This window comes from Enterobacter sp. PL1 (assembly GCF_945957325.1).
GTDB classification, from domain to species: Bacteria; Pseudomonadota; Gammaproteobacteria; order Enterobacterales; family Enterobacteriaceae; genus Enterobacter; species Enterobacter roggenkampii.
Genome location: NZ_CAMFKT010000004.1, coordinates 191,233 through 215,070, shown reverse-complemented (window position 1 = coordinate 215,070; position 23,838 = coordinate 191,233). Strand labels below are relative to the sequence as shown.

Annotated in this window: 19 protein-coding genes; 11 read left to right on the top strand and 8 right to left on the bottom strand. The window is 57.0% G+C overall.

Going from position 1 to position 23,838, the window contains the following annotated elements:
• Positions 1 to 172: 172 nt before the first annotated feature.
• A complete protein-coding gene (dps, locus tag N6P30_RS05760; RefSeq protein WP_008501171.1) occupies positions 173 to 676 on the bottom strand; it encodes a DNA starvation/stationary phase protection protein Dps in 504 nt (167 codons plus the stop codon).
• Between the two features lie 299 nt (positions 677 to 975).
• Positions 976 to 1,863: a threonine/homoserine exporter RhtA gene (rhtA, locus tag N6P30_RS05755; RefSeq protein ID WP_008501172.1), complete on the bottom strand. Its 888-nt coding sequence runs from the start codon at positions 1,861 to 1,863 to the stop codon at positions 976 to 978.
• Between the two features lie 354 nt (positions 1,864 to 2,217).
• Here rhtA and ompX point away from each other — a divergent pair, with 354 nt between their 5' ends.
• Positions 2,218 to 2,736 carry an outer membrane protein OmpX gene (ompX, locus tag N6P30_RS05750; protein WP_008501173.1) on the top strand — a complete coding sequence of 173 codons (519 nt, stop codon included), beginning with the start codon at positions 2,218 to 2,220 and terminating at the stop codon, positions 2,734 to 2,736.
• A gap of 159 nt (positions 2,737 to 2,895) precedes the next feature.
• Here the strand turns inward: ompX and N6P30_RS05745 are convergent, their stop codons facing one another.
• Both N6P30_RS05745 and mntS read right to left on the bottom strand, forming a co-directional pair.
• Positions 2,896 to 4,479, bottom strand: a complete 1,584-nt coding sequence (locus N6P30_RS05745; RefSeq protein ID WP_023292944.1) for a phosphoethanolamine transferase — start codon at positions 4,477 to 4,479, stop codon at positions 2,896 to 2,898.
• A 283-nt stretch (positions 4,480 to 4,762) separates the two neighbouring features.
• Positions 4,763 to 4,891 carry a manganase accumulation protein MntS gene (gene mntS, locus N6P30_RS05740; RefSeq protein ID WP_008501175.1) on the bottom strand — a complete coding sequence of 43 codons (129 nt, stop codon included), beginning with the start codon at positions 4,889 to 4,891 and terminating at the stop codon, positions 4,763 to 4,765.
• Between the two features lie 183 nt (positions 4,892 to 5,074).
• On the opposite strand from mntS, the gene mntR reads away from it, so the two are divergent.
• The 6 genes from mntR (at position 5,075) to N6P30_RS05710 (ending at position 12,086) form a co-directional block, all read left to right on the top strand.
• Positions 5,075 to 5,548 (top strand): manganese-binding transcriptional regulator MntR, encoded by a 474-nt coding sequence (gene mntR, locus N6P30_RS05735; RefSeq protein WP_008501176.1) that lies wholly within the window; start codon positions 5,075 to 5,077, stop codon positions 5,546 to 5,548.
• The gene (locus N6P30_RS05730) at positions 5,545 to 6,654 is read left to right on the top strand and encodes an anion transporter (RefSeq protein WP_023292943.1); all 1,110 of its coding nucleotides are present in this window, start codon (positions 5,545 to 5,547) and stop codon (positions 6,652 to 6,654) included. Before mntR ends, N6P30_RS05730 begins: the two co-directional genes overlap by 4 nt.
• A gap of 101 nt (positions 6,655 to 6,755) precedes the next feature.
• Positions 6,756 to 7,850 carry an HlyD family secretion protein gene (locus N6P30_RS05725; protein WP_023292942.1) on the top strand — a complete coding sequence of 365 codons (1,095 nt, stop codon included), beginning with the start codon at positions 6,756 to 6,758 and terminating at the stop codon, positions 7,848 to 7,850.
• Entirely contained in the window at positions 7,847 to 9,418 is a 1,572-nt protein-coding gene (locus tag N6P30_RS05720; protein WP_008501179.1) for a DHA2 family efflux MFS transporter permease subunit, read from the top strand. Before N6P30_RS05725 ends, N6P30_RS05720 begins: the two co-directional genes overlap by 4 nt.
• Positions 9,418 to 10,941 carry an efflux transporter outer membrane subunit gene (locus N6P30_RS05715; RefSeq protein WP_023292941.1) on the top strand — a complete coding sequence of 508 codons (1,524 nt, stop codon included), beginning with the start codon at positions 9,418 to 9,420 and terminating at the stop codon, positions 10,939 to 10,941. The genes N6P30_RS05720 and N6P30_RS05715 overlap by 1 nt, the downstream gene beginning before the upstream one ends.
• A gap of 104 nt (positions 10,942 to 11,045) precedes the next feature.
• Positions 11,046 to 12,086 carry an aldo/keto reductase gene (locus tag N6P30_RS05710; RefSeq protein WP_023292940.1) on the top strand — a complete coding sequence of 347 codons (1,041 nt, stop codon included), beginning with the start codon at positions 11,046 to 11,048 and terminating at the stop codon, positions 12,084 to 12,086.
• A 114-nt stretch (positions 12,087 to 12,200) separates the two neighbouring features.
• Here N6P30_RS05710 and N6P30_RS05705 read toward each other — a convergent pair whose 3' ends face one another.
• Complete coding sequence (locus N6P30_RS05705) at positions 12,201 to 13,304, bottom strand: succinylglutamate desuccinylase/aspartoacylase family protein (RefSeq protein ID WP_008501182.1); 1,104 nt, start codon at positions 13,302 to 13,304, stop codon at positions 12,201 to 12,203.
• A gap of 300 nt (positions 13,305 to 13,604) precedes the next feature.
• On the opposite strand from N6P30_RS05705, the gene N6P30_RS05700 reads away from it, so the two are divergent.
• Genes N6P30_RS05700 through N6P30_RS05690 form a run of 3 tightly spaced genes read left to right on the top strand, consistent with a single transcriptional unit; the run spans position 13,605 to position 17,087 of the window.
• A complete protein-coding gene (locus N6P30_RS05700; RefSeq protein ID WP_023292938.1) occupies positions 13,605 to 14,981 on the top strand; it encodes a glycoside hydrolase family 1 protein in 1,377 nt (458 codons plus the stop codon).
• Positions 14,982 to 15,032: 51 nt separating this feature from the next.
• A complete protein-coding gene (locus N6P30_RS05695; protein ID WP_023292937.1) occupies positions 15,033 to 16,355 on the top strand; it encodes a PTS sugar transporter subunit IIC in 1,323 nt (440 codons plus the stop codon).
• A 15-nt stretch (positions 16,356 to 16,370) separates the two neighbouring features.
• The gene (locus N6P30_RS05690; RefSeq protein WP_023292936.1) at positions 16,371 to 17,087 is read left to right on the top strand and encodes a GntR family transcriptional regulator; all 717 of its coding nucleotides are present in this window, start codon (positions 16,371 to 16,373) and stop codon (positions 17,085 to 17,087) included.
• A 40-nt stretch (positions 17,088 to 17,127) separates the two neighbouring features.
• On the opposite strand, the gene ldtB is transcribed toward N6P30_RS05690, so the two are convergent.
• Positions 17,128 to 18,048 (bottom strand): L,D-transpeptidase, encoded by a 921-nt coding sequence (ldtB, locus tag N6P30_RS05685; RefSeq protein ID WP_008501186.1) that lies wholly within the window; start codon positions 18,046 to 18,048, stop codon positions 17,128 to 17,130.
• Between the two features lie 222 nt (positions 18,049 to 18,270).
• Between ldtB and N6P30_RS05680 the strand changes: the two genes are divergently transcribed.
• The gene (locus tag N6P30_RS05680; RefSeq protein WP_008501187.1) at positions 18,271 to 19,866 is read left to right on the top strand and encodes an ABC-F family ATPase; all 1,596 of its coding nucleotides are present in this window, start codon (positions 18,271 to 18,273) and stop codon (positions 19,864 to 19,866) included.
• Positions 19,867 to 19,949: 83 nt separating this feature from the next.
• Here the strand turns inward: N6P30_RS05680 and N6P30_RS05675 are convergent, their stop codons facing one another.
• Positions 19,950 to 22,313 (bottom strand): TIM-barrel domain-containing protein, encoded by a 2,364-nt coding sequence (locus N6P30_RS05675; protein ID WP_023292934.1) that lies wholly within the window; start codon positions 22,311 to 22,313, stop codon positions 19,950 to 19,952.
• Between the two features lie 17 nt (positions 22,314 to 22,330).
• Positions 22,331 to 23,632, bottom strand: a complete 1,302-nt coding sequence (locus N6P30_RS05670) for an MFS transporter (RefSeq protein ID WP_008501189.1) — start codon at positions 23,630 to 23,632, stop codon at positions 22,331 to 22,333.
• Positions 23,633 to 23,838: the final 206 nt, after the last annotated feature.

Below are 23,838 nucleotides of genomic sequence, written 5' to 3'. Positions count from 1 at the left end.
ACGGGGAGATATTTAGCGTAAATTCTGACGAAAAAACAATCTTCCGTTAACGGTTGTGTGAGGTGATTATTACAATTTCTTCACTTTTGCACGTTCTCAGGCAAAAAACGTGCACCATAGATGTGCAAAACCCTCACCGGCAGGCGAGGGTTTGATAGAAAATTCGTATGAATTATTCGATGTTAGATTCGATGAACCACAGGAACTGATCCAGATCGCGGGACGCGGCGGTGAAGATATCTGCGGTATCTTCGTCTTTCGCTTCGCTAATCGCTTTGCGCACATCGTTCGCCACAATCGCGTAGCGGTCCGCCAGCTCTTTCAGGTGATCCTGAACGGTATGGATATCCAGCGGATAGCTTTTCAGCGGGGTTTTGCTGTTGATCACCTGTGTGGTACCCAGCGCCACGCCGCCTAACTGAACGGCACGTTCAGCCATCGTATCGAGGTGGGTAACCAGTGCTGTGCGGAAGCCATCCAGCATTTCATGAACGGCAATAAAGTTTGCACCGCGCATATTCCAGTGGGCCTGTTTGGTGATCAGCGAAAGATCGATGAACTGGATCACCTGGCGATTCAGCAACTCAATGGTCGCTTTTTTGTCGCTGTCCGATACATCGTTACGGGTATAAAGCAGATTAGACGCTTTCGTTTTCACCAGTTTAGCGGTACTCATAATCTCATATCCTCTTGATGTTTATGTCCCAGGTAATTACGGAACTAAGTATAGCACCGGATTTTTTCTCTGCGGTTTGGCTGTGCCTATCGGTTTAATAGCGAGAAGGAGGTTGAGAATTTAATCTATTGAAAATGTTGAGTAATTTTTAAATTGATACAGATCAATCTTAATTGCTGAATGAGGAAGTCAGCGCAGAGGGATATTTAGCTGGCAGAAATCAGAGTGTAAGAAATTATAACGACTGTCTTTTTGGCCTTTATTCTGCATGGCGTGGAAGCCATGCAGAATATATGGCCTTAGTTGATATCCACTTTCTCAACTTTAGGTTCGGGGCGCATGGTGAGCGTCGATCCCATTGATGCCGCGATAATCGAGCAGAGCGCCAGCGTCTGGGTCAATGTCAGGGTTTCACCGAGAAACACCATCCCGGAAATGGCTGCAAGCGCAGGCTCCATGCTCATCAGGGTGCCAAATATGCGCGTCGGCAGACGCGTAAGGGCAATCATCTCCAGAGAGTAGGGGAGTGCGGTAGAGAGAATCGCAACCGCCAGCCCGATGGGCATGACGGACCATTGCCAGATCGATTCTGTCGCCTGCGCCATGCCGATGGGCACAAACACGATGGCCGCAATCAGGGAACCCAGCGCCACCGTTGCCGGTCCGTGCTCTTCCCCTGCGCGCTGGCCGGTGAGGATATAGACAGCCCAGCAGGCACCTGCGCCCAGCGCCAGCGCTGCGCCCGTCAGGTCAATCTCAGAAACACTCTGGCCCAGCGGCAGCAGGAACCATAAGCCCAGTACGGCCAACACAACCCAGATAAAATCGACCGGACGTCGGGAGGAGAACAGCGCCACCGCCAGCGGGCCGGTAAACTCCAGCGCGACGGCAATACCCAGCGGTATCGTCTGGATGGAGAGGTAGAACAGGTAGTTCATCGCCCCCAGGGAGAGTCCATAAAACAGCAGCGGTAAACGCTGCTCCTTTTTAAAGCGCAGTCGCCACGGTTTAAAAATGACCACCAGTATCGCCGTGCCCAGAACAATACGCAGGGCGGTCACCCCGGGCGCGCCAACCAGTGGAAAAAGCGATTTTGCCAGCGAGGCGCCGCTTTGAATGGACAACATGGCAATGAGTATGACTGCAACCGGCAACCAGACCGACGACGTGCGGGATAACCCAGGCATCCTTTCTCCTGTCAGCTTATGTCAAATGAGGTAAAGGTTGCAGTGTAAAGGAAATATGCGGCGACGGTTGAGGCGCTGTTGAAAAAAAAGCAGGTGAAATCCGTAAAATGGATAAGCGCTGGTGGATTTATCGCCTGTCAGATTAGGAATAATCTGGATGAATGTAACGGCGCAGACGCGCACTATGCGCATTTAGTAGTGAAAATTGCATGTGATTTGAAAGAGATAGCTTACGCTGGAAACGTTCTGTTACAGGAAAGGTTTCATTAGACATCACGAATCACAAAGAGTTTCGCAAATTTTTTTGATATATTTAAAACTTACGGACTTACTTGGATCACATTTGAGGTGGTTATGAAAAAAATTGCATGTCTTTCAGCACTGGCCGCTGTACTGGCTGTTTCCGCAGGTACCGCTGTAGCTGCTACTTCTACTGTTACTGGTGGTTACGCTCAGAGCGACTATCAGGGCGTGATGAACAAAGCTAACGGTTTCAACCTGAAGTATCGTTACGAGCAGGATAACAACCCACTGGGCGTGATCGGTTCTTTCACCTACACCGAGAAAGATCGTTCTGAAAACGGCGCATACAACAAAGGCCAGTACTACGGTATCACTGCTGGTCCAGCTTACCGTCTGAACGACTGGGCAAGCATCTACGGTGTTGTAGGTGTTGGCTACGGTAAATTCCAGCAGACCGAAAACGAAGGTCTGAACCGCACTGCAAGCAACAGCGACTACGGCTTCTCCTATGGCGCAGGCCTGCAGTTCAACCCAATCCAGGACGTTGCTCTGGACTTCTCCTATGAGCAGAGCCGTATCCGCAACGTTGACGTTGGCACCTGGATCGCGGGCGTAGGTTACCGCTTCTAATCACTTCGGTGATTAAATAAAAAATCCGCCCACTGTGGCGGATTTTTTTTGTCGAAGATAAAAGCAAAACGGCAACCTGAGGTTGCCGTTTTTAGTGTTTGCTCCCTCTCCCCGTGGGAGAGGGCCAGGGTGAGGGCATCGGTCCGCACGAGACGGCAATTACTTATTCTTAATATCAAAAATATCCGTACCCAGATGGTTGTAGTCAACTTTCTGTAACTTGAAGTTGGTAACGTACACTGGGGGAGCTTTCTTGTTAGAGACAAACGGGTAAGCGTTTTTTATCTGCCCGGCGGTAATCCCCGTCCACTGCGAGAAAAACTGCAGGAAATCATTTGCTGAACGGCGTGCTTTAATGACGCGATGCGTTTTATCGTCACTCGACAGCACCATAAACGGCACCTGGAAGTTCTGCTGGAACTTGTCATCGTGCGCCAGATACTGCACCTCTTTACCGCGCTCTTTAAACGCCAGCCCGTGATCCGAGAAATAGACCATGGAGAAGCTGTCGCCCGTATTGCGCAGCTGATCGTACAGCTTGCTCAGCAGGTCGTCGGTTTGCGTCATGGTGTAGAGATAGCAGGAGGTCTCTTTGGACTGCACAAACTCCGCGTACTTTCCGCCTGTCCGATCGCAGGCCTGTGGGTGCGACCCCATGAGGTGCAGGACGATCAGCTGCGGCTGGGTGCGCGGGGTGGCGAAGACCTGCGCCGTCATTTTCAGCAGCGCTTCGTCTTTAGTGTTTTTGTCAGCTTCAAAGTCGCCATTTTTCAGGAACTGCACTTCGTCAGCCCGTTTGGCGATGCTGGCAATCGCCGTATCGTATTCGCCAATTTGCCCCTGATTAGAGAACCACCACGTCTGAAAACCCGCGCGGTTTGCCAGGGTGACGAAGTTATCCTGATACTGCGGTTTGCCATCCACCACCCGGTTAAGGGTCAGACCGAGTGATTTCTGCGTCGAGCCGCTGGCCGCGACATAATCGGTAAACAGGGTGCCTTTGACCGAACTGGCAAACGGGGTGTTATCCCAGTGGCCGCCAAACGCGCCCATTGCATCGCGACGCGCGCTTTCACCAATCACCACCACATAGGTGTGATATTTCGGCTTCACGGCCAGCACGTTCCAGGTATCTTTCATATTGGAAAGCTCAGCCATGCGGGCCTGTTCGTCGAGAACCTCTTTGTTATTTACAACGACGTCTTTCACGAAGCGGAAAACCGGGTAGCCGATATTGGTGAGCCTTAGCTTACCGTCCCAGGGAATGTTCTGGATGGGGGCGACAAACGCCACGGCAATGCTGAACACCAGACAGAGTATTTCGATCTTACCCCAGGATTTTTTCTCGCCCGGCTGACGACGAATGGCGATAACGCCCAATGCGAAGATAAAGAGCCCGACCACGTAGCTGTACCACGGGAAGATCGTCAGGATCTCCGTCGACTCTTCCATATTGGTCGAGTGCAGCGCCAGAAGGGTATTAAAGTTTGGTGAGCCGTACGCCTGACCAAACGGGAAATAGAGTGCCGCAACCAGCGAACAGATGCCGATTAACGCTTTTTGCGCGCGCGGGGCGGCGCGCCATAGCACATGCAGAATGCAGGTGAAGGCCACCGCGTAGAGCAGACTAAAGGGATAACCCAGCGCAAAGTTAATCAGTAATGACTGCAAAAAGTAAAAACCCGTCCACGGGCTTAAGGCCCGGCTGCGGGTCACAACGGTATCTATCAGGGTTACATTCATAGGTCACTATCATGGATGAAAACGCCATGTGCTCACCCTGGCGTCAAGGGTCATAACCTGCCTGACAGTGCGTGGAGAGGGAATGAGGGTCCGCTTCAGCGAGCCGCAAATTGTGCAGGGCTGCAAGAAGATAGTGCGAGCGCTAAATAATATCAACAGTTGCTAAGCAGATGTTTTGCGAAGGGGATTGCAAATCCGTAAAAAAGATCGGGAATAAGGCGGCTGGGAGCAAGTTTAGAGCGAGATTGTGACGGGAAAATGAAGCGGCGTACCGCAACGCCGCTTAGTGGGAAGGTTTATCATCCTGATGCGGTTTGCCGTTAAACATATCGCACAGCATGTTCAGCAGCATTAAGCGCACTTTAAAGGGGGAGTGGGTAAACACGGTCATGCACCTCTTGAATTCGTTCATAAGACCTCCTGATTTTTGATCCCTTCGATCCGTGAAGGGTGACTGCATTACATACAGATATAGCACAGGCTATATTGTATAGCTATGGCTATTTCGTTAATTTTTTGTGCTTGTGGAGGGATGGTTTACAATGTGCGCTCTCGATACCGGGCGCTGGAAGCGTCACCCCACTGAGGAAGTACAATGAACCGTCGCGCAGGTAAGCCAACCATTAAAAAAACGACGCAACTGGTGAATGTTGAAGAGCATGTCGAAGGTTTTCGCCAGGTCCGTGAAGCGCACCGGCGTGAACTGATTGATGATTATGTTGAACTCATTTCCGATCTGATTCGTGAGGTCGGGGAAGCGCGTCAGGTCGATATGGCCGCCAGGCTGGGGGTGTCGCAGCCAACTGTCGCAAAAATGTTAAAACGTCTCGCCTCCGTGGGCCTAATTGAAATGATCCCCTGGCGCGGGGTCTTTCTGACGCCGGAAGGGGAGAAACTCGCGCAGGAGAGCCGCGAGCGCCACCAGCTTGTCGAGAATTTTTTACTGGTGCTGGGCGTCAGCCCGGAGATTGCCCGCCGGGATGCGGAAGGCATGGAACACCACGTCAGCGAAGAGACGCTGGTGAAGTTTCGCGAATTTACCCTTAAATATGGTCCCTCCGCTGAATGAAAATCCCTGGACTGCAGCCCCTGGCACGCGATCGTTTCTTCCATCTCTTATTACTCATTGGCGCAGGGTTAAGCCTCTTTGTGCCGTTTGCGCCGCAGGCCTGGCCCGCTGCCATTGACTGGCGCACCATCATTACCTTGAGCGGCCTGATGATGCTCACCAAAGGGGTTGAGCTGAGCGGCTATTTTGACGTTCTGGGCCGTAAAATGGTGCGCCGCTTTGCCACCGAGCGCAGGTTGTCCCTGTTTATGGTGTTTTCCGCCGCGGTGCTGTCGACGTTTCTGACCAACGACGTGGCGCTGTTTATCATCGTGCCCCTCACCCTCACGCTGCGTAAGCTTTGCGAGATCCCGGTCAGCAGGCTGATCATCTTCGAAGCGCTCGCCGTTAACGCCGGTTCTCTGTTAACGCCCATCGGTAACCCGCAAAATATCCTCCTCTGGGGCCGTTCCGGGCTGTCGTTCGCCGCTTTTACCTGGCAGATGGCGCCGCTGGCGCTGGTGATGATGCTGTCGCTGCTGGCGGTCTGCTGGTTTGCGTTTCCGGATAAAAAACTGCAGTACCACAGCGGCACCACGGGCCCGCAGTGGCAGCCGCGTCTGGTCTGGAGCTGTCTCGGGTTATATATCGTCTTTCTGTTCGCGCTGGAGCTGAAGTATGAGGTGGCGGGCGTGTTGCTTGTCGCCGCGGGCTTTGTCGTCCTCGCGCGACGCGTGCTGGTCAGCGTGGACTGGACGCTGCTGCTGGTCTTTATGGTGATGTTTATTGATGTGCATCTGCTTATTCAGCTTCCGGTGCTGCAAAACGTGCTCCACAGCGTCAGCACGCTGTCTCAGCCGGGACTGTGGCTGACGGCGATTGGCCTGTCGCAGTTTATCAGCAACGTGCCTTCCACCATTCTGCTGCTCAACTATGTTCCGCCGGACACGCTGCTGGCCTGGGCGGTGAATATCGGCGGGTTTGGGCTGCTGCCCGGCTCGCTGGCCAACCTGATTGCCCTGCGCATGGCCAACGATCGCCGCATCTGGTGGCGCTTCCATCTCTGGTCAATCCCGATGCTGGTTTGGGCCGCGGCGATCGGTTTCGGAATATTCCTTCTCATATAGTGCGCAATTTGTCAGTTTTTCCTGGCAAACGTATAGCAACGTCCTAGCTTTAGTGAACGGCATAGTGTGATGCCGCTCACTGACAGGACCGTTGCTGAACTATGGCTGAAGATCAAACTCCACCTGCTGACGAGCAGGAAAAAAATAATAATGAGCGTAAGCGCCCGGGCAAAAAACCGTTAATTATCCTCGGCATTGTCGTGGTGGTGATGGTCGTCGTGGCGCTGGTCTGGTGGTTTTTAACCCGTAACGAAGAGACGACCGACGACGCCTTTACCGACGGCGACGTGGTGACGATTGCCCCGAAAACGGCAGGCTACGTCACCGAGCTGCGGGTGCGCGATAACCAGCGCGTGAAAAAGGGCGATCTGCTGGTGGTTATCGATCCGCGTGATACCACCGCGCAGCGCGATCAGGCCCAGGCCCAGCTTGGGCTGGCCATCGCGCAGCTGCATCAGGCTCAGGCGCAGCTCGCACTCTCCAAAGTGCAGTATCCCGCCCAGCGTGACGAAGCCAAAGCGCAGGTGTTAAAAGCGCAGGCCGATCTGGCGAACGCGCAGGCGGAGTACCGTCGCCAGCGCGGCGTCGACCCGCGGGCAACCACCCAGCAAAGCATTGATTCCGCGAATGCGCAACTGCGCAGCGCCCAGGCGGGGCTGGCCAGCGCCCAGGCGCAGCTGGAAGTGGCAGAGCAGGTACAGCTGCAAATCCGCCAGCAGGAAACCAACGTTGAAGCGCGCGAGCGTCAGGTCGAACAGGCCAAAGCGCAGCTGGAAACGGCCAATCTGAACCTCTCTTACACCGAAGTCCGCGCCCCGTTCGACGGTTTTGTCACCAAACGCAACGTGCAGCCCGGTACGCTGGTGCAGGCGGGAACGGCGCTGTTCTCGCTGGTTTCGCCGAACGTGTGGGTGGTGGCGAACTTCAAAGAGTCCCAGCTTGAGCGCATGAAGCCCGGCGATAAGGTCACCGTGTCGGTCGACGCGTGGCCGGATATGGCGCTTGAGGGCCACGTTGACAGTATCCAGCAGGGCAGCGGCTCGCGCTTCTCCGCCTTCCCGGCTGAAAATGCCACCGGTAACTTTGTCAAAATTGTGCAGCGCGTGCCGGTGAAAATCGTGATTGATAAGGGGCTCGATCCGAACAAACCGCTGCCGCTGGGGCTGTCGGTCGCGCCGAAGGTGACGGTGGAATGACGGATCACAGCCACGACAGCTGGAAGCCCGCCAGCAATCCGTGGGCGGTGGCGATTGTCGTCACCCTGGCGGTGTTTATGGAAATTCTGGACACCACCATCGTGAACGTGGCGCTGCCCCACGTTGCAGGTTCGCTCTCGTCCAGCTATGACGAATCCACCTGGGTGTTAACCAGCTACCTGGTCGCGAACGGCATCGTGCTGCCCATCTCGGCGTTTCTGAGCCGGGTGTTTGGCCGCAAGCAGTTCTTCCTGATCTGCATCGTCATGTTCACCGTCTGCTCGTTCCTCTGCGGCATCGCCACCGAGCTGTGGCAGATCATCCTGTTCCGCGTGATGCAGGGCTTTTTTGGCGGCGGGCTGCAGCCCACGCAGCAGTCGGTACTGCTCGACTACTTCAAGCCGGAGGACAGGGGCAAAGCGTTCGGCCTTTCCTCCATCGCGATTATCGTTGCACCGGTCCTCGGCCCGACGCTGGGGGGCTGGATCACCGACAACTACTCCTGGCGCTGGGTGTTCTTCATCAATATCCCGGTGGGGATTGTGACGGTGCTGGCGATCTACCAGTTGCTGGAAGATCCGCCGTGGGAGAGCAAGTCTAAAGAGAAGCTGACCATCGACTGGACGGGGATCGGCCTGATCGCCTTAGGGCTTGGCTGCCTGCAGGTGATGCTTGACCGGGGAGAAGATGAGGACTGGTTCTACTCGAACTTTATCCGTACCTTCGCGGTGTTAACGCTAATCGGCATTATCGGTGCCATTTACTGGCTGGTGTATGCCAAAAAACCGGTGGTGGATCTGCACTGCATGAAGGACCGCAACTTTGCGATTTCCAGCCTGCTGATGGCGGGGATGGCGATGATTTTGTACGGCAGTTCCGTGGTGATCCCCCAGCTGGCGCAGCAGGATTTAGGCTATACCGCCACCTGGTCCGGGCTGGTGCTGTCGCCGGGGGCGGTGCTGATTGTATTAACGATCCCGCTGGTGCTGAAGCTGATGCCGGTGGTGCAGACGCGCTGGATTATCGCCTTTGGCTTTACCTGCCTGGCGGTGTCGTTCTTCTGGTCGCGCACGCTGACCCCGGATATCGACTTTGAAACCCTGGTGCTGTTCCGCAGCGCCCAGTCGCTGGGGCTGGGGTTCCTGTTTGTGCCCCTGACCACCATTGCCTTTATTTCGATTCCAAGACGGCTGAATGCCGACGCGGCGGCGCTGTTCACTATGTTCCGTAACGTCGCGGGCTCGGTCGGGATCTCGCTGTCGACGGCGGCCATCACCGAACGGTCTCAGGCGCATAGCGCGCACCTTGCGTACCACGCCTCGCCGTTTAACGAACAGTTTCAGCAGGCAATACGCGAAAGCGCCCAGGCGATCCAGAACTTCACGACCCAGGTGGGCGATCCCACCGGGATTGCCACCGGACGCCTGTACCAGACCATGATCGAGCAGTCGCGCTTTTTGGCCTACATCGACGTCTTCACCCTTCTGAGCGCGGTGGCCTTGTTACTGATTCCGTTTTGTTTGTTGCTCTCGCCGGTTAAGAGCGAGGGGAGTGCAGGAGCACATTGATGATACACAGACGTTTACACCCCCTGATGATAATGATGCTGCTGGCAGGCTGCGCCGTCGGGCCGGACTATCAGCCGCCCGCGCCGCCTGCCGTGACGCACTGGAACGATAAGGGCGACAGCGGGGTAAAATCGCAGACGACCTCCGCCGCGACCAATCCGCGCTGGTGGAAGACCTTCGGCTCGCCGCAGCTCGACAGCCTGGTTGAGCGCGCCATCGCCGGAAACCTGACGCTGCAGCAGACGGTGCTGCGCATCGCCGGCGCGCGCGAGCAGATTAACCAGGCGGGCGGGGCGTTTTACCCGTCGGTGAACGGCAATCTGCAGGCGACGCGCCAGCAGCTCGGGCTGGAAGGGGAGCTGAAATCCCACGGCGTGTATGACCAGCTGGATAATGTCGATCCTGAGCTGCGGGGTGCGTTAGGCCCCCTGACGCAGCCGATCAACCTCTACCAGGGCAGCTTCGACGCCCAGTGGGAAATTGACCTCTGGGGCAAGGTGCGCCGACAGGTGGAAGCCGCCGAAGCGCAGCAGAAAGCGGCTATCGAGCAGCGTAACGACGCGCTGGTGTCGCTGGAGGCGGAAGTGGCGCGCGCGTGGCTCCAGCTGCGCGGGGCGCAGAGTATTATCGCCACGCTGAACACCCAGATTAAAAGCGCGCAGCAGACGCTGGATCTGACCGAGAGCCGCCAGCGCGGCGGGCTGTCGCCGCAGATGGACGTGGAGAATGCGCGGGCACAGCTGGGTAACCTGGAGGCGCAGCTGCCGCAGTACCAGGCGCAGGCGCGGCAGGCGATGAATGGCCTGGCGATCCTCCTTGGCAAGCCGCCGGGTGCGCTCGATGCGGAGTTACAAAGCGTGCAGCCGATGCCCGCATTGCCGGATATCGTACAAACCGGCATTCCGTCTACGCTCGCGCGACGCCGTCCGGACGTGCGCGAAGCGGAGGCGAATCTTCATGCCGCCACGGCGCAGATTGGCGTGTCGGTGGCCCAGCTGTTCCCGAGTTTTACCCTCTCCGGGCAGTTTGGCCTGCGCAACAGTGAAACCAACTGGCTGACCGACTGGAGCAGCCACTTCTACAGCTTTGGTCCGCAGGTCTCCATTCCGATTTTCCAGGGCGGTCGACTGGTTTCCAGCGTGAAGGTGGCGCGCGCGCAGCAGGGGGCCGCGGTGCTGGACTATCGGCAGACGGTGCTCACCGCGCTCGGCGATGTCGAAAATGCGCTGGTGAGCTATCGCACCGACCAGCAGCGTGAAGCGGGCCTGGCGAAAACCATTGATGCCCTGCAAAACGCCTTTGACCTGGCGAGCGACAGCTATCGGCAGGGGATCGCCAGCTTTATCGACGTGCTGGACGCCCAGCGGCAGCTGGCGCAGGCCGAGCAGCAGCGTGCGCAGGCGCAGGTGCAAAGCGCGCTCGATCTGGTGGCGCTCTACAAGGCGCTCGGCGGCGGCTGGGAACCGTATCAGCAGGTGCAGCTGCCGGACTACAGCGTCTTTGGCGACGCCCCGCGCGGATAAATTTTCAGAGGATTGGGCAAGAAACGGACAGGAACGCCACATTCGCGATGGCAGAGGGGCGGGTATAACTAACAGACACCCAATCGACATGCGAGGAAAGCGTTATGCGTTATCAAAAACTGGGCAATACCGGACTGTTCGTTTCTGAACTCTGCCTCGGCACCATGACCTTCGGCGGTGAAGGCGGCATGTGGGGCAAGATTGGTCAGCTCCAGCAAAGCGAAGCAGAACAGCTGGTGGGCCGCGCGCTGGATGCCGGGATAAACTTTATCGACACCGCGGATGTTTATTCGGAAGGGCGTTCGGAGGCGATCCTCGGCCAGGCGCTGAAAAACCTGAACGTTCCGCGCGAGAACGTGGTCGTCGCCACCAAAGTGTTCGGCGAAACCGGAACGGCAGGAGTGAACTCGCGCGGCAGCTCGCGCTATCACATCATCAGCAGCGTGAAGGAGAGCCTGCGCCGCCTGCAGCTCGATCATATCGATCTCTATCAGCTGCACGGCTTCGACCCGGCTACGCCGATTGAAGAGACGCTGTATGCGCTGGATAACCTGGTGCAGCACGGCCACGTGCGCTATATCGGCGTCTCGAACTGGGCGGCGTGGCAGATTGCCAAAGCGCTGGGCATTTCCGAGCGCCTCGGGCTGGCGCGCTTCGCATCCCTTCAGGCGTATTACACCATCGCCGGACGCGATCTTGAGCGCGAGCTGGTCCCCATGATGCAGAGCGAAGGCGTCGGGCTGATGGTCTGGAGCCCGCTGGCGGGCGGCCTGCTGAGCGGAAAATATGGCCGCGACGGGCAGAGCGAAGCCGGTAGCCGCCGTCTGGAGTTTGACTTCCCGCCGGTGAACAAAGAGCGCGCCTTTGACTGCGTGGACGTGATGCGCGTGATTGCCGAAAGCAAGGGCGTCTCCGTCGCGCAAATCGCGCTGGCGTGGCTGCTGCACCAGAAGGCGGTGACCAGCGTCATCATTGGCGCGAAGCGCGTTGAGCAGCTGGACGACAACATTGCCGCCACCGGGATCCGCTTAAGCGAAGACGAGCTCAAACAGCTGGATGCGGTGAGCGCGCTGCCGCGCGAGTATCCGGGCTGGATGCTGGAGCGGCAGGGGGAGTATCGCCGTAATCAGCTCGCGCAACAGTAACTCTCCGCATCAGGTAATTTTTAAATTTGTTTGCCCATCGGTACAGAAATCGGCAAAAGCGGCTTATTTCACTGAGCACGCTTTTGCCGATTCAACGATGGGCTGTGGCGGGAATCAGCAACCGTCTTTGCAGGTTGCCGCTGGGTTTTGCTCAAGGATTCTTACCAGCAGGGCTCGGGGTTCTCTCACGACATCTGTTCCAACTGACAGTACTTTGCCGTCCCGCTCTGCTGAATACTTCGCGACAACATCACCGAATGCATTTCGCTGCAGGGCGACCTCTTGTCCTGCTTTGACCGTGTCGCCGGGTTTAACGAAAACTTCCGCAAACCCACCCGTGGTTGCTCGTATTGAACTGATCGCATTACCAATATACGTTTTATTGCTGCTGGCGGTTGCGCCGATTTTGCCTTCAATCACCTTGTAATGAATCAGTACATTGAGGGCACCCTCTACACCCCTGGCAATCATATCCTGCTGGTAAATCCTCGGCTCTCCCGTCTCGGCCGTTATCGCCGGGATACCATTTTGAATAAAGGTGGTTTCCATTGAGCCGGCTTCGCCGGGATCTTTCTTAATTTGATCGGCCGGAAAAAGTTCTGCAATCGTCCGGGCATCCGCATTGCGGTAGTCGGCATAAATGAACAGCGGATAAGCCGTTCCGGTAGACTGGGTGTGATAGTCAATCGCCAGGTCGACATTTCCCTTGTAAACCTTATTCCACATCATCCATGCCTGACGCTCGGCAGGGTTACCCGTTTCTTTTCCTGGATGCACGCGGTTGTAGTCGATCGTCTCGCCCCCATCGGTTGAAACGGACCATGTCCGGGAGACCCTTTCAAGTCCAGAACGGTTTGGACCTATAATGCCAATAACGCTGCCGTTCATTTTTGCGGGGTCCAGTTGTTCCATCACTTTTTGTACGATGCGCACTCCGTTTAGCTCATCCCCGTGGACGCCCGCCTGCAGCAGAACGTTCTTCCCGTCCGTTTTCCCTTTTGCCACCATGATGGGGACATACCAGCGCTGTCCTGTTCCTGTCTCAACCCCCTCGAACATGAAGCGATGTTGTCCTGCTGTCAGGTCTGATACATCCAGAGTCGAGATAACCGGCACTCCTTGCACCTTATCACCCGTATACACCGTTGCCGCGTGAGTCATTGAGCATGGCAACGCTAAGCTGAGAGCGAATGCGATACGGCTAGTAGATATCTTCATGAGCGTCATTTTCCATTTGATAGGGTTGAGATTTTTATTTTTCGGCCTGGGCCGTGGTTCGTGCTCATTAAGTTAATAGTGATTTTATGAGGCCAGCCAGCGGCACGATCGGGAAATGTGATTTTGCATAGGCTAACGCACCGGCCTCAATAACAGGGTTTGCGCGATTCATTTTTCCTGCCCGGCGTCTTCTTTCCAACCTACCTCACAAAAAACGATCCTCCGCTTTGATCGACATGCCATCTTCGCCTATATGACTAGTCATGAAATTTTAAATGACTAGTCATATAGGGAGGAAACATGAGCAATCAGCTGACGGCCAACTTTTTATGGGGCAACTCGGTATCGAGCATGCAGACGGAAGGGGCCTGGAACGAGGGCGGGAAGGGGATGTCGGTGTACGACATTCGCGAAGCTGGGGAGAACATCTCCGACTGGAAAGTCGCGACCGACTCCTACCATCGCTACCGGGAAGATTTCGACCTGATGCAGGATCTGGGCATGAGCTGCTATCGCTTCCAGATCTCCTGGAGCCGCGTCTGTCCGCAGGGTGACGGCGCGTTCAACGACGAGGGCATCGCGTTTTACGACCGCTTTATTGACGATCTCATCGCCCGCGGTATTGAGCCGATGATCTGCCTTTACCACTTCGATATGCCGCTGGCGCTGGCGCAGGAGTACAACGGCTTCAATGACCGCCGCGTAATGGACGCCTTTATCCGCTACGGTAAAAAGATGATCGACTGCTTTGGCGACCGCGTGAAGTACTGGCTGACCTTCAACGAGCAGAACATCTTCCATATGCCGGAAGCATTCCGCATTTCTGGCTACATGAAAGGCGATCAAACCCTGCGCGAGCTGTACGAGCTGCAGCACCATACCATGGTGGCGCACATGGCGCTGACCGAGTATCTGCACCAGACGAAACCGGGCCAGCTGATGGGCGGCATGCTGGCGCACCAGCTGGTTTACCCGGCCACCTGCAAACCGCGCGATATCTTCTGCGCCCAGCAGTATGACGAGTTCCTCAACCAGAACCTGCTGCGCGTCTTTGCCGGGCAGGGCTACAGCCCGGCGGTGATGGCGGTGGTTGAGCAGGAAGGCTTTGGTGATATCTACCGTGCCGAAGATTTAGCGCTGCTGGCGCGCACCAGAAACGACTATATGGCCTTCAGCTACTACGCCAGCAAAACGCTGGACAGCGATGCGATCCCGGAAGGCACGCCGGTCAACTATTACCTGCTGCACGGCGAGAAAAATAACCCCTACCTGAAAGCCACCGAGTGGAACTGGCAGATCGACCCGCTCGGTTTTCGCACCATCATTACCCGCTACGCCAACGACTGGCGCATGCCGGTGTTCCCGATTGAAAACGGCATTGGCGTGATTGAGTCCTGGGATGGCGTCAACCCCATCGAGGATACCTACCGCATCGACTATCACCGGGCGCACATCGAGGCGATGAAAGCGGCGATCTTCGAGGATGGGGCAGAGGTCATGGGCTACCTCGGCTGGGGGTTAATCGACATTCTCAGCTCCCAGGGCGACATGCGTAAGCGCTACGGCGTGGTCTACGTCAACCGGGAAAACCACGACCTGAAAGACCTCAGGCGCGTGCCGAAGAAGAGCTACGCGTGGTTAAAACAGGTTATCCATACCAACGGACGCGAGATGTAAGCCGTACGCTGCCGGGCCGTTTTTGTGACTGATTGATGGGAACACTCCGCTATGTCTGAAACAAAAATCACACCGCACATGCAGTCCTTTGTCGATAAGTTTGTCGAGTTCTCGGCGCGCCTGGCAAACCAAGTGCACCTGCGCTCCCTGCGCGACGCCTTCGCCACGGTGATGCCGATTTTCATCCTCGCCGGCCTGGCGGTGCTGGTGAACAACGTGGTGTTCCCGTGGATTTTTCACGGCGATACGCTGGCACACTTCAAAGTGTGGGGCGAGGCGATTATCAACGGCACGCTTAACATCGCCGCGCTGCTGCTGGCCCCGATGATCGCCTGGTCACTGGCGCGCAACAAAGATTTCGACAACCCGGTTTCGGCAGTGGTTATCGCCGTCAGCAGTTTTATCATCATGATGCCGATGCGCTTACAGGTTACGCCCGTTGGCAGCGACGCCGCGGTGAACGTCACGCAGGTGCTGACCTTCGCCAATATCGGCTCCACCGGGATTTTCGCCGGGGTGCTGATTGGGCTGCTCTCAACGGAAGTGTTTATCGCGATTTCGCGCCTGAAGGCGCTGCACATATCGCTCGGGGAAAATGTGCCCCCAGCGGTCAGCAAATCCTTTACCGCGCTGATCCCGACGATCCTCACGCTCTCCCTGTTCGCGGTGCTGGCGGCCGTGCTGGCAAACGTGCTGCACACGGATCTGATCCATCTCATTACGACCTTTATCCAGCAGCCGCTGCGGCTGATCAACACCAGCCTGCCGGGGACGATTTTCATCTACAGCTTCGGCAACTTTCTGTTCACGCTCGGTATCCATCAGTCGGTGGTCAACAGCGTGGTGCTGGAGCCGTTTCTGCTGATCAACACCAACGAGAACATGCTGGCCTTCGCCAACGGCCAGCCCATTCCGCACATCATCAACAACATCTTCGTGCCGACGTTTGGCATGGTGGGCGGAACCGGCAGCACGATCTCGCTGCTGATCGCCATCTTTATCTTCTCCCGACAGCAGTCGGCGAAGCAGGTAGCGCGTCTGTCGCTGGCGCCGGGCTTATTCAACATCAACGAGCCGGTGATCTTCGGCCTGCCGATTGTCTTTAACCTGCCGCTAATGATCCCGTTTGTGCTGTTGCCCGCCATCGGCATTTACTTCGCCTGGCTTTGTACCACGCTGGGATTCATGTCGCGCTGCGTGGTGATGATCCCGTGGACCACGCCGCCGATTCTCAGCGCCTGGCTGGCGACGGCAGGGGACTGGCGGGCGGTGGTGGTGCAGTTGGCAATCATTGTATTTGGTGTATTCTTCTACCTGCCTTTCCTCAAGATTGCCGAGCGAGTGGCGTTGAAAAACAGCGGGATAGAAAACTAACTGTAAGGAAGGACGATGGCGGCGAAGTACATCACCATAGCGCGGGAAATCAAGAAACGCATTATCAGCCAGCAGTACGCCGCCAATGAACCGCTCCCGGACCAGTTTGCGCTGGCGGCGGAGTTCTGCACCAGCCGGATGACCATCCAGCAGGCGATGCGCCAGCTGATCGTCGAAGGGCTGGTCTACACCCGTCAGGGGCAAGGGACGTTCATCCGCAAAAACTTCCTCCAGCTCTCGCAGTGGGATCTCTCCGGCAGCGACTATTTCGGTGCCACCAAAACCTGGGAACATCTGGGCACGGTTACCAGCCAGGTGGTGCATTTTGAACTGCGCTTCCCGAACGAAAAAGAGCAGGCGTCGCTGATGATTAACGCCGATGCGCCCGTCTATGACTTTATTCGTCTGCGTTTATTAAACGGCGAACCCATGTCGCTGGATTCCACGGTGATGCCGATGAATCTGGTGCCGGGCCTGACGAAAAGCCATCTTGAAGGTTCGGTGTTCCAGTACGTGCAGGAGACCCTGGGGCTGAAAATTATGGGGTCATATCGGGTGGTGCGGGCGCTTAAGCCCAGCGCGCTGGACAGGGAGCATCTGGTCTGCGAGCAGACCGATCCGGTGCTGGAAGTGGAGCAGGTGATTTATCTGGAGGACGGCACCGCGCTGGAGTATGCCCACTGCCACTATCGGTACGACCACGGCGGGATTGTTATCGTGAATAACGGATAAAAAAAGCGGGCCTTGAAGCCCGCTTTTTTAATGCGCGTGATTAATTCAGACGCACCGGCATACCAGAACGGTTCTGAATCGCCTGGTCGACGATGGTGGTTTCCACGTCAGGCTGAGAGGTCACGGACTGCACCGCGCTGTTCAGCGTAATCGGCACGATCTCGTTGTTGTTGATCTGATCTTCGCTGGTGGACAGCGGGTTGTGCACTTCGATGTAGCGGCTGCCGTCTGGCTCAGACGTTGCTTTCACCGGTTCGTTGATGAACTGCACGCGCGTACCGACCGGCACGTTTTCGAACAGGAACTTGATGTCGTCGTTACGCAGACGCACGCAGCCGTGGCTTACGCGCAGACCGATACCGAAGTTGGCGTTGGTGCCGTGAATCGCATACAGACGACCAATGTACAGAGCATACAGACCCATCGGGTTATCCGGGCCGGCTGGCACAACGGCTGGCAGCGGTTCGCCCGCAGCGATGTATTCCGCGTGCATTTTGGCGGTAGGGGTCCAGGTTGGGCCCGCTTTCTTACGTTCAACTTTGGTGGTCCAGTTCAGCGGGGTGTCTTTGCCCAGCTGGCCGATACCGATTGGCAGCACGATAACGGTGTTGGTGCCTTTCGGGTAGTAATACAGACGCATTTCGGCGCTGTTGATCACGATACCTTCATGAACGGTATCCGGCAGGATCAGCTGCTGAGGAATATTCAGCACGGTACCTGCTTTTGGCAGATACGGGTCAACGCCCGGGTTCGCTTCCAGCATGTTAGACAGGCCCAGCTGGTACTGTGCGGCGAAATACTCCAGCGGCTGAGAGTTACCCTCAGGCACCGTCACCACCTGGTTTTGACCCACCAGACGGCTTCCGTCGGTCGGCAGGGGATACGTCACCGCAGACGCGGTCTTACAAAAACCTACTACGGCTAACGCCGCCGCAAAAAGCGTTGTTAATTTCATGTTCATGTTGTGCGAGGTATCTAAGCCATTCTGGCGATGAGTTGATAAGTCTGAATCTGTGATGGGAGCGCATTATATGTGCATTCCCGCTAACAGGGAATTCAGATGTGTACGAAATCACATTTTTTTCGATTTTGTCAAAGTTTAGTGGATTGCCGCAACACGGGATCTCAATTCGGAATTGTGGCATAATGCCGTGTTTATCACACTTTTCGCAGGAATCTCCCCGTGTTAGTTACCAGCAACGTCACTATGCAGTTTGGCAGTAAGCCGCTGTTCGAAAACATTTCCGTCAAATTTGGCGGCGGCAACCGTTACGGCCTGATTGGCGCCAACGGTAGCGGAAAATCCACCTTCATGAAGATCCTCGGCGGCGATCTGGAGCCGACCCTCGGCAACGTCTCGCTCGATCCGAACGAGCGTATCGGTAAGCTGCGTCAGGATCAGTTCGCCTTCGAAGAGTTCACCGTGCTGGACACCGTGATCATGGGGCACGCGGAGCTGTGGGAAGTGAAGCAGGAGCGCGATCGCATCTACGCGCTGGCCGAAATGAGCGAAGAAGACGGCTATAAAGTGGCCGATCTGGAAACGCAGTACGGCGAGATGGACGGTTACTCTGCGGAAGCGCGTGCGGGCGAGCTGCTGCTGGGCGTCGGCATTCCGGTCGAACAGCATTACGGCCCGATGAGCGAAGTTGCGCCAGGCTGGAAGCTGCGTGTGCTGCTGGCTCAGGCGCTGTTCTCTAACCCGGACATCCTGCTGCTCGACGAACCAACGAACAACCTGGACATCGACACCATCCGCTGGCTGGAGCAGACGCTCAACGACCGCGACAGCACCATGATCATCATCTCGCACGACCGTCACTTCCTGAACATGGTCTGTACGCACATGGCGGATCTGGACTACGGCGAGCTGCGCGTCTATCCGGGCAACTATGACGAGTACATGACCGCCGCCACCCAGGCGCGCGAGCGTCTGCTGGCGGACAACGCCAAGAAGAAAGCGCAGATTGCGGACCTGCAGTCCTTCGTTAGCCGCTTCAGCGCTAACGCCTCTAAGTCGCGTCAGGCGACCTCGCGCGCGCGTCAGATCGACAAAATCAAGCTGGAAGAGGTTAAAGCCTCGAGCCGTCAGAACCCGTTCATCCGCTTCGAGCAGGACAAGAAGCTGTTCCGTAACGCGCTGGAAGTGGAGGCCCTTACCAAAGGCTTCGATGAAGGCCCGCTGTTTAAAAACTTCAACCTGCTGCTGGAAGTGGGCGAGAAGATTGCCATTCTGGGCGCCAACGGCGTGGGTAAATCCACCATGCTGAAAACCCTGGTCGGCGAACTGCAGCCGGACAACGGCACCGTGAAATGGTCCGAGAACGCGCAGATTGGCTACTACGCGCAGGATCATGAGTATGAATTCGAAAATGACCTGACCGTCTTCGACTGGATGAGCCAGTGGAAGCAGGAAGGCGACGACGAGCAGGCGGTGCGCAGCATCCTGGGCCGTCTGCTGTTCAGCCAGGACGACATCAAAAAGCCGGCTAAAGTGCTCTCCGGTGGCGAGAAAGGCCGCATGCTGTTCGGCAAGCTGATGATGGAAAAACCAAACATCCTGGTGATGGACGAACCGACTAACCACCTGGACATGGAATCGATCGAATCCCTGAACATGGCGCTGGAGATGTATCAGGGCACCCTGATCTTCGTCTCTCACGACCGTGAGTTCGTCAGCTCGCTGGCAACCCGCGTGATCGAGATTACGCCAGAGCGCGTGGTGGACTTCACCGGTAACTACGAAGATTACCTGCGCAGCAAAGGTATCGACGGCTAAAAAAAAGCCCGGTGGCGCTTCGCTTACCGGGCCTACGGGTGACTTTGTAGGCCGGGTAAGGCGAAGCCGCCACCCGGCAATGTTCAGAGCACCCACTCACTCCTTTCAACCCCGTTCACCCGCAGCGTACGTTTTTCCCCCGCCGGTAATGACACCTTCAGCGCCTTCCACGCCGGACGATAATCCCCCCGCGCGTTCACCTTCAGGTTGATGGTTGCGCCATCGCACACCATCTCCCATTCCACCCACAGCGCATTGCCGTTCAGGTAGCCCCAGCTTTCACCGTCGTCTTCAAACAGCAGCCCCGAGGTTGTGCCCACGCCTTTCACCGGGAACAGCTTCAGCTCGCGGGTCGTATCTTTTTCGGCACTCACATGCGTGATGCGCTCGCTGAGCGGCAGAGCGGCCCCGGCGCGCACCAGCAGCGGCAGTTTTTCCAGCGGCGCATCGAGGACGATGGATTGCCCGCCTGCATACCACGCGTGGGTGTAAAAATCGTACCAGCCCGTTTCGTTATCCGGCAGCCAGACGCGGCGCTCGCGCTGCCCGGCTTCGACGACGCTGGCGACCAGCAGGTCGCGGCCCAGCAGGAAGTCGTCGCACTCTTTGAAGGTTTGCGCATCGTGCTCGTGGTCGAGGAAGGTCGGGCGCAGCATCGGCTCGTCGTCGGCGTGCGCCTGCCAGAGCAGGGTGTAGAGATACGGCAGCAGGCGGTAGCGCAGCTCAATCGCGCCGCGAATGGCAGGCGTGACGCCCGGATACATCCACGGCTCGTTCACCGTGTGGTCATCGTTCCACGAGTGAATGGTAAAGCGCGGGTGCATCACGCCGTTCTGCACCCAGCGCACGAACAGCTCGGCGTCCGGCTTGTCGCCGGAGAAACCGCCGACGTCGTGCCCGACGTTGAACAGCCCGGACAGGCTCATGCCCAGCCCCATGCGGATGTTATAGCGCAGGGTGTCCCAGTTGGTGCGGTTGTCGCCGCTCCAGGTCTGGACGTAGCGCTGCATCCCGGCGCAGCCGGAGCGGGAGATCAGATACGGACGCTTTTCCGGCGCATAGCGCTGCTGCGCTTCCAGCGAGGCGCGCATCATCAGCAGCGGCATCACCGGGCGAATATGCTTGATGGCGATCTCCTTGCCGAAGCCAAAGCAGCGGGCTTCCCCGTCCCACACTTCATATTCGTTATTGTCGTTCCAGGTGGAGTCGATGCCCATCTCCAGCAGCTGCGTGGTGACGCCGTTCTGCCACCACTGCACCGTTTGCGGGTTGGTAAAGTCGAGGTGTGAGCCTTCGTCATCCCAGAAGCTGGAACGTTCGGGTGCATCGGTTTCTGAATCGCGAATGAACAGACCGCGTTCCGCCACTTCGCTGTAGCGCGGATGGTCCTGCAACAGGCACGGCTTGATGTTTGCCGCAAGCTTCAGTCCCGCGTCGTGGAAGGCCTGGCTCATCACCTTCGGCTGCGGCACCTTGTCATAGTTCCAGTTGAAGACGTAGCGCTTGCCGTTGATGGAGGTATAGCCGGAGGAGAGCTGGAACGAGTCGCACGGAATGGCGTGCTCTTCGCACAGGCGAATAAAGTTCATCAGCTGATTCTGCGCGTCCGGCGCGTCGGTGTAGTGCATGGTTGAGCCGCTGTAGCCCAGGCTCCATTTCGGTCCGAACAGCGTTCTTCCGGTCAGGCGAACAAAGGCTTTAGTGACGTCCAGCACGCGTCTGCCGGTAAAGAGGTAGTAATCGATATCGCCCGCTTCCGCCTGCCAGCGGCGATAGGCGGTGTGGTAGTTATCGATCTCGTTACCCAGATCCAGCCAGCAGCTGCTCAGGTTGTCGTAGAACAGGCCGTAGCTCACGTCGTCGCGGCGGGTGAGGGTGAACGGAATGTGCTTGTACAGCGGATCGGTGCTGGCGGCGTTGTATCCCATCGCGTCGAGGTTACGCATCTCGTAGCGTTTACCGTTGCGCTGCAGATCGCCCGCTTTCTCGCCCAGGCCGTAGAAACGCTCGTCCTTGCGGCGGCTGAGGTAGTGCGCCACGCCGTCGCCGTGGGCGTTCAGCAGGTAGGCGCTGGTGGGACGGTCGTTGACCAGCGGCTGCCACTCGCCCGCGTCATTGCGGTAGTGCCACTCCAGCCACAGCGGCTGGTGGACCGTCACGCGCAGCTGCTCGGTTGCTACCGTTAACGTGTCCTCCTGCTGCGTCAGCGTCCAGGCGGGGCAGGAGAAGCCGCTGATATCGTCGCGACGGCGACCTTCCCACGGCACGTCTTTTTCCGGTGCGATGCTCCAGGTGCGGTCCAGCGCCAGCTCGCCCTTGCGTTTGATCAGCACGCGGAACAGGTTCTCTTCCAGCACATACAGGCACAGGCGGTGCTGGCTATCGACCAGCAGTTCCAGATGGTTTGCCGACTGCGTATCAAGGGTCCAGTTTTTCAGGGTTTTCATATGCAATACATCCACTATCAGGCGCGCTTCGCGCGACGTTCAGCAATAAATGCTACCAGGAAGAGAGCGCCAATCAGGTCAAAGAAGCCCATGGCGATAAAGAGCGGGTTAAAGCCGATTTTGTCGGCGGTCACACCGATTAACAGCGAGAACAGGAAGCTGGCGATCCACGCCGCCGAGCCGCGCATGCCGTTGACGGTCGCCATCTGGCCTTTGTCGAACGACTCCACGACCAGGGCGCTGAGCATGCAGGAGATGATCTGGTGCCCGAAGCCGCCGATGGAGATCAGCACGATGGTGATATACGGGTCGCGGGTAATGGCCACGATGGCCAGCGAGATCATCAGGAACGCGCCGGTGACGGAGCTGGCGACAACCGAGTTCACGCGGGAGCAGCCGAACAGGCGGGTGTACAGACGCGTCAGGTAGCCGCTTGCCACGCTGCCGAGGTCGGCGGCGAGGAACGGCAGCCAGGCAAACATCGCAATCTGCTTCAGGTCCATGCCGTGCTCTTTGGCAAGGTACAGCGGCACCCAGAAGCTCAGCACCGCCCAGGCGGGTTCTGCCATAAAGGCCGGAATGGCGATACCGTAGAAACGTTTGTTTTTTGAAACGGTTTTCAGCGCGGTCAGGAAAGGCAGTTTGACCGGCGCCGGTTCGTTATCCTGCTTGATAAACGCCAGCTCGTCCTTGCTCAGGTTCGGGTGCTGCTCGGGGTTGTGGTAGAACGCCCACCAGAGGATCACCCACAGCAGCGCCAGCACGCCGGTAAACATAAACGCCCCCTGCCAGCCGAACGAGGCGTGAGCAAAGTAGATGATAGGGGGAGCCAGCATTGCGCCGATGGAGAAGCCCACGCCCGCCCAGCCGGCGGCAACGGGACGCTCTGATTTCGGGAACCATTCGCCGATTGTTTTGGCGTTCGCCGGGGTGGCGGCGGCCTCAGAAGCCCCCATAAAGAAGCGCAGTATGGCCAGGTGCAGCCAGCTTCCGGCGCCCGCGTGGAAAATACACATCAGCGCCCAGATCCCGGCGCAGACCATAAAGCCAATCTTCAGGCCGATAACGTCAATCAGCCAGCCGCACAGGGGCTGGAAAATGGTGTAGGCGATCTGAAACGCGCCGACGATCCAGGAGTATTGCTCGGTGGTGATCCCGAGGCTCTCTTTAAGCTCCGGAGCGAGAATACCTAAGGAATTTCGGGTGATGTAGTTAACGGTGACGCCCAGCAAAAACAGCACCAGCACGTACCAGCGCAGGTTCTTGATGACGCGACGGGTTTTGCTTGTCGCAATGGTGTTATTGATGTCCTGACTCATTTTACTCTCCACAAGACGGACGGTAAGGGGACGGAGGTTCAGGTGTCACACAGATTGTTATGCCTTTGATTTCTATCCGCTTATAATGCTTAAGTTGCTATACAACTAGTATGGAAGCTGTGTGACAAGTTCACCTTAAGGAAGAAAATGAGTGGGCAAAAGTGGATTTTGTGCAAAATTTCTCATAACCGACGAAAACACTCTGG

Bases quoted from the DNA above. Each gene is read 5' to 3' on its own strand.
- dps (WP_008501171.1), bottom strand. From the start codon at position 676: ATGAGTACCGCTAAACTGGTGAAAACGAAAGCGTCTAATCTGCTTTAT.
- rhtA (WP_008501172.1), bottom strand. From the start codon at position 1,863: ATGCCTGGGTTATCCCGCACGTCGTCGGTCTGGTTGCCGGTTGCAGTC.
- ompX (WP_008501173.1), top strand. From the start codon at position 2,218: ATGAAAAAAATTGCATGTCTTTCAGCACTGGCCGCTGTACTGGCTGTT.
- N6P30_RS05745 (WP_023292944.1), bottom strand. From the start codon at position 4,479: ATGAATGTAACCCTGATAGATACCGTTGTGACCCGCAGCCGGGCCTTA.
- mntS (WP_008501175.1), bottom strand. From the start codon at position 4,891: ATGAACGAATTCAAGAGGTGCATGACCGTGTTTACCCACTCCCCCTTT.
- mntR (WP_008501176.1), top strand. From the start codon at position 5,075: ATGAACCGTCGCGCAGGTAAGCCAACCATTAAAAAAACGACGCAACTG.
- N6P30_RS05730 (WP_023292943.1), top strand. From the start codon at position 5,545: ATGAAAATCCCTGGACTGCAGCCCCTGGCACGCGATCGTTTCTTCCAT.
- N6P30_RS05725 (WP_023292942.1), top strand. From the start codon at position 6,756: ATGGCTGAAGATCAAACTCCACCTGCTGACGAGCAGGAAAAAAATAAT.
- N6P30_RS05720 (WP_008501179.1), top strand. From the start codon at position 7,847: ATGACGGATCACAGCCACGACAGCTGGAAGCCCGCCAGCAATCCGTGG.
- N6P30_RS05715 (WP_023292941.1), top strand. From the start codon at position 9,418: ATGATACACAGACGTTTACACCCCCTGATGATAATGATGCTGCTGGCA.
- N6P30_RS05710 (WP_023292940.1), top strand. From the start codon at position 11,046: ATGCGTTATCAAAAACTGGGCAATACCGGACTGTTCGTTTCTGAACTC.
- N6P30_RS05705 (WP_008501182.1), bottom strand. From the start codon at position 13,304: ATGAAGATATCTACTAGCCGTATCGCATTCGCTCTCAGCTTAGCGTTG.
- N6P30_RS05700 (WP_023292938.1), top strand. From the start codon at position 13,605: ATGAGCAATCAGCTGACGGCCAACTTTTTATGGGGCAACTCGGTATCG.
- N6P30_RS05695 (WP_023292937.1), top strand. From the start codon at position 15,033: ATGTCTGAAACAAAAATCACACCGCACATGCAGTCCTTTGTCGATAAG.
- N6P30_RS05690 (WP_023292936.1), top strand. From the start codon at position 16,371: ATGGCGGCGAAGTACATCACCATAGCGCGGGAAATCAAGAAACGCATT.
- ldtB (WP_008501186.1), bottom strand. From the start codon at position 18,048: ATGAACATGAAATTAACAACGCTTTTTGCGGCGGCGTTAGCCGTAGTA.
- N6P30_RS05675 (WP_023292934.1), bottom strand. From the start codon at position 22,313: ATGAAAACCCTGAAAAACTGGACCCTTGATACGCAGTCGGCAAACCAT.
- N6P30_RS05670 (WP_008501189.1), bottom strand. From the start codon at position 23,632: ATGAGTCAGGACATCAATAACACCATTGCGACAAGCAAAACCCGTCGC.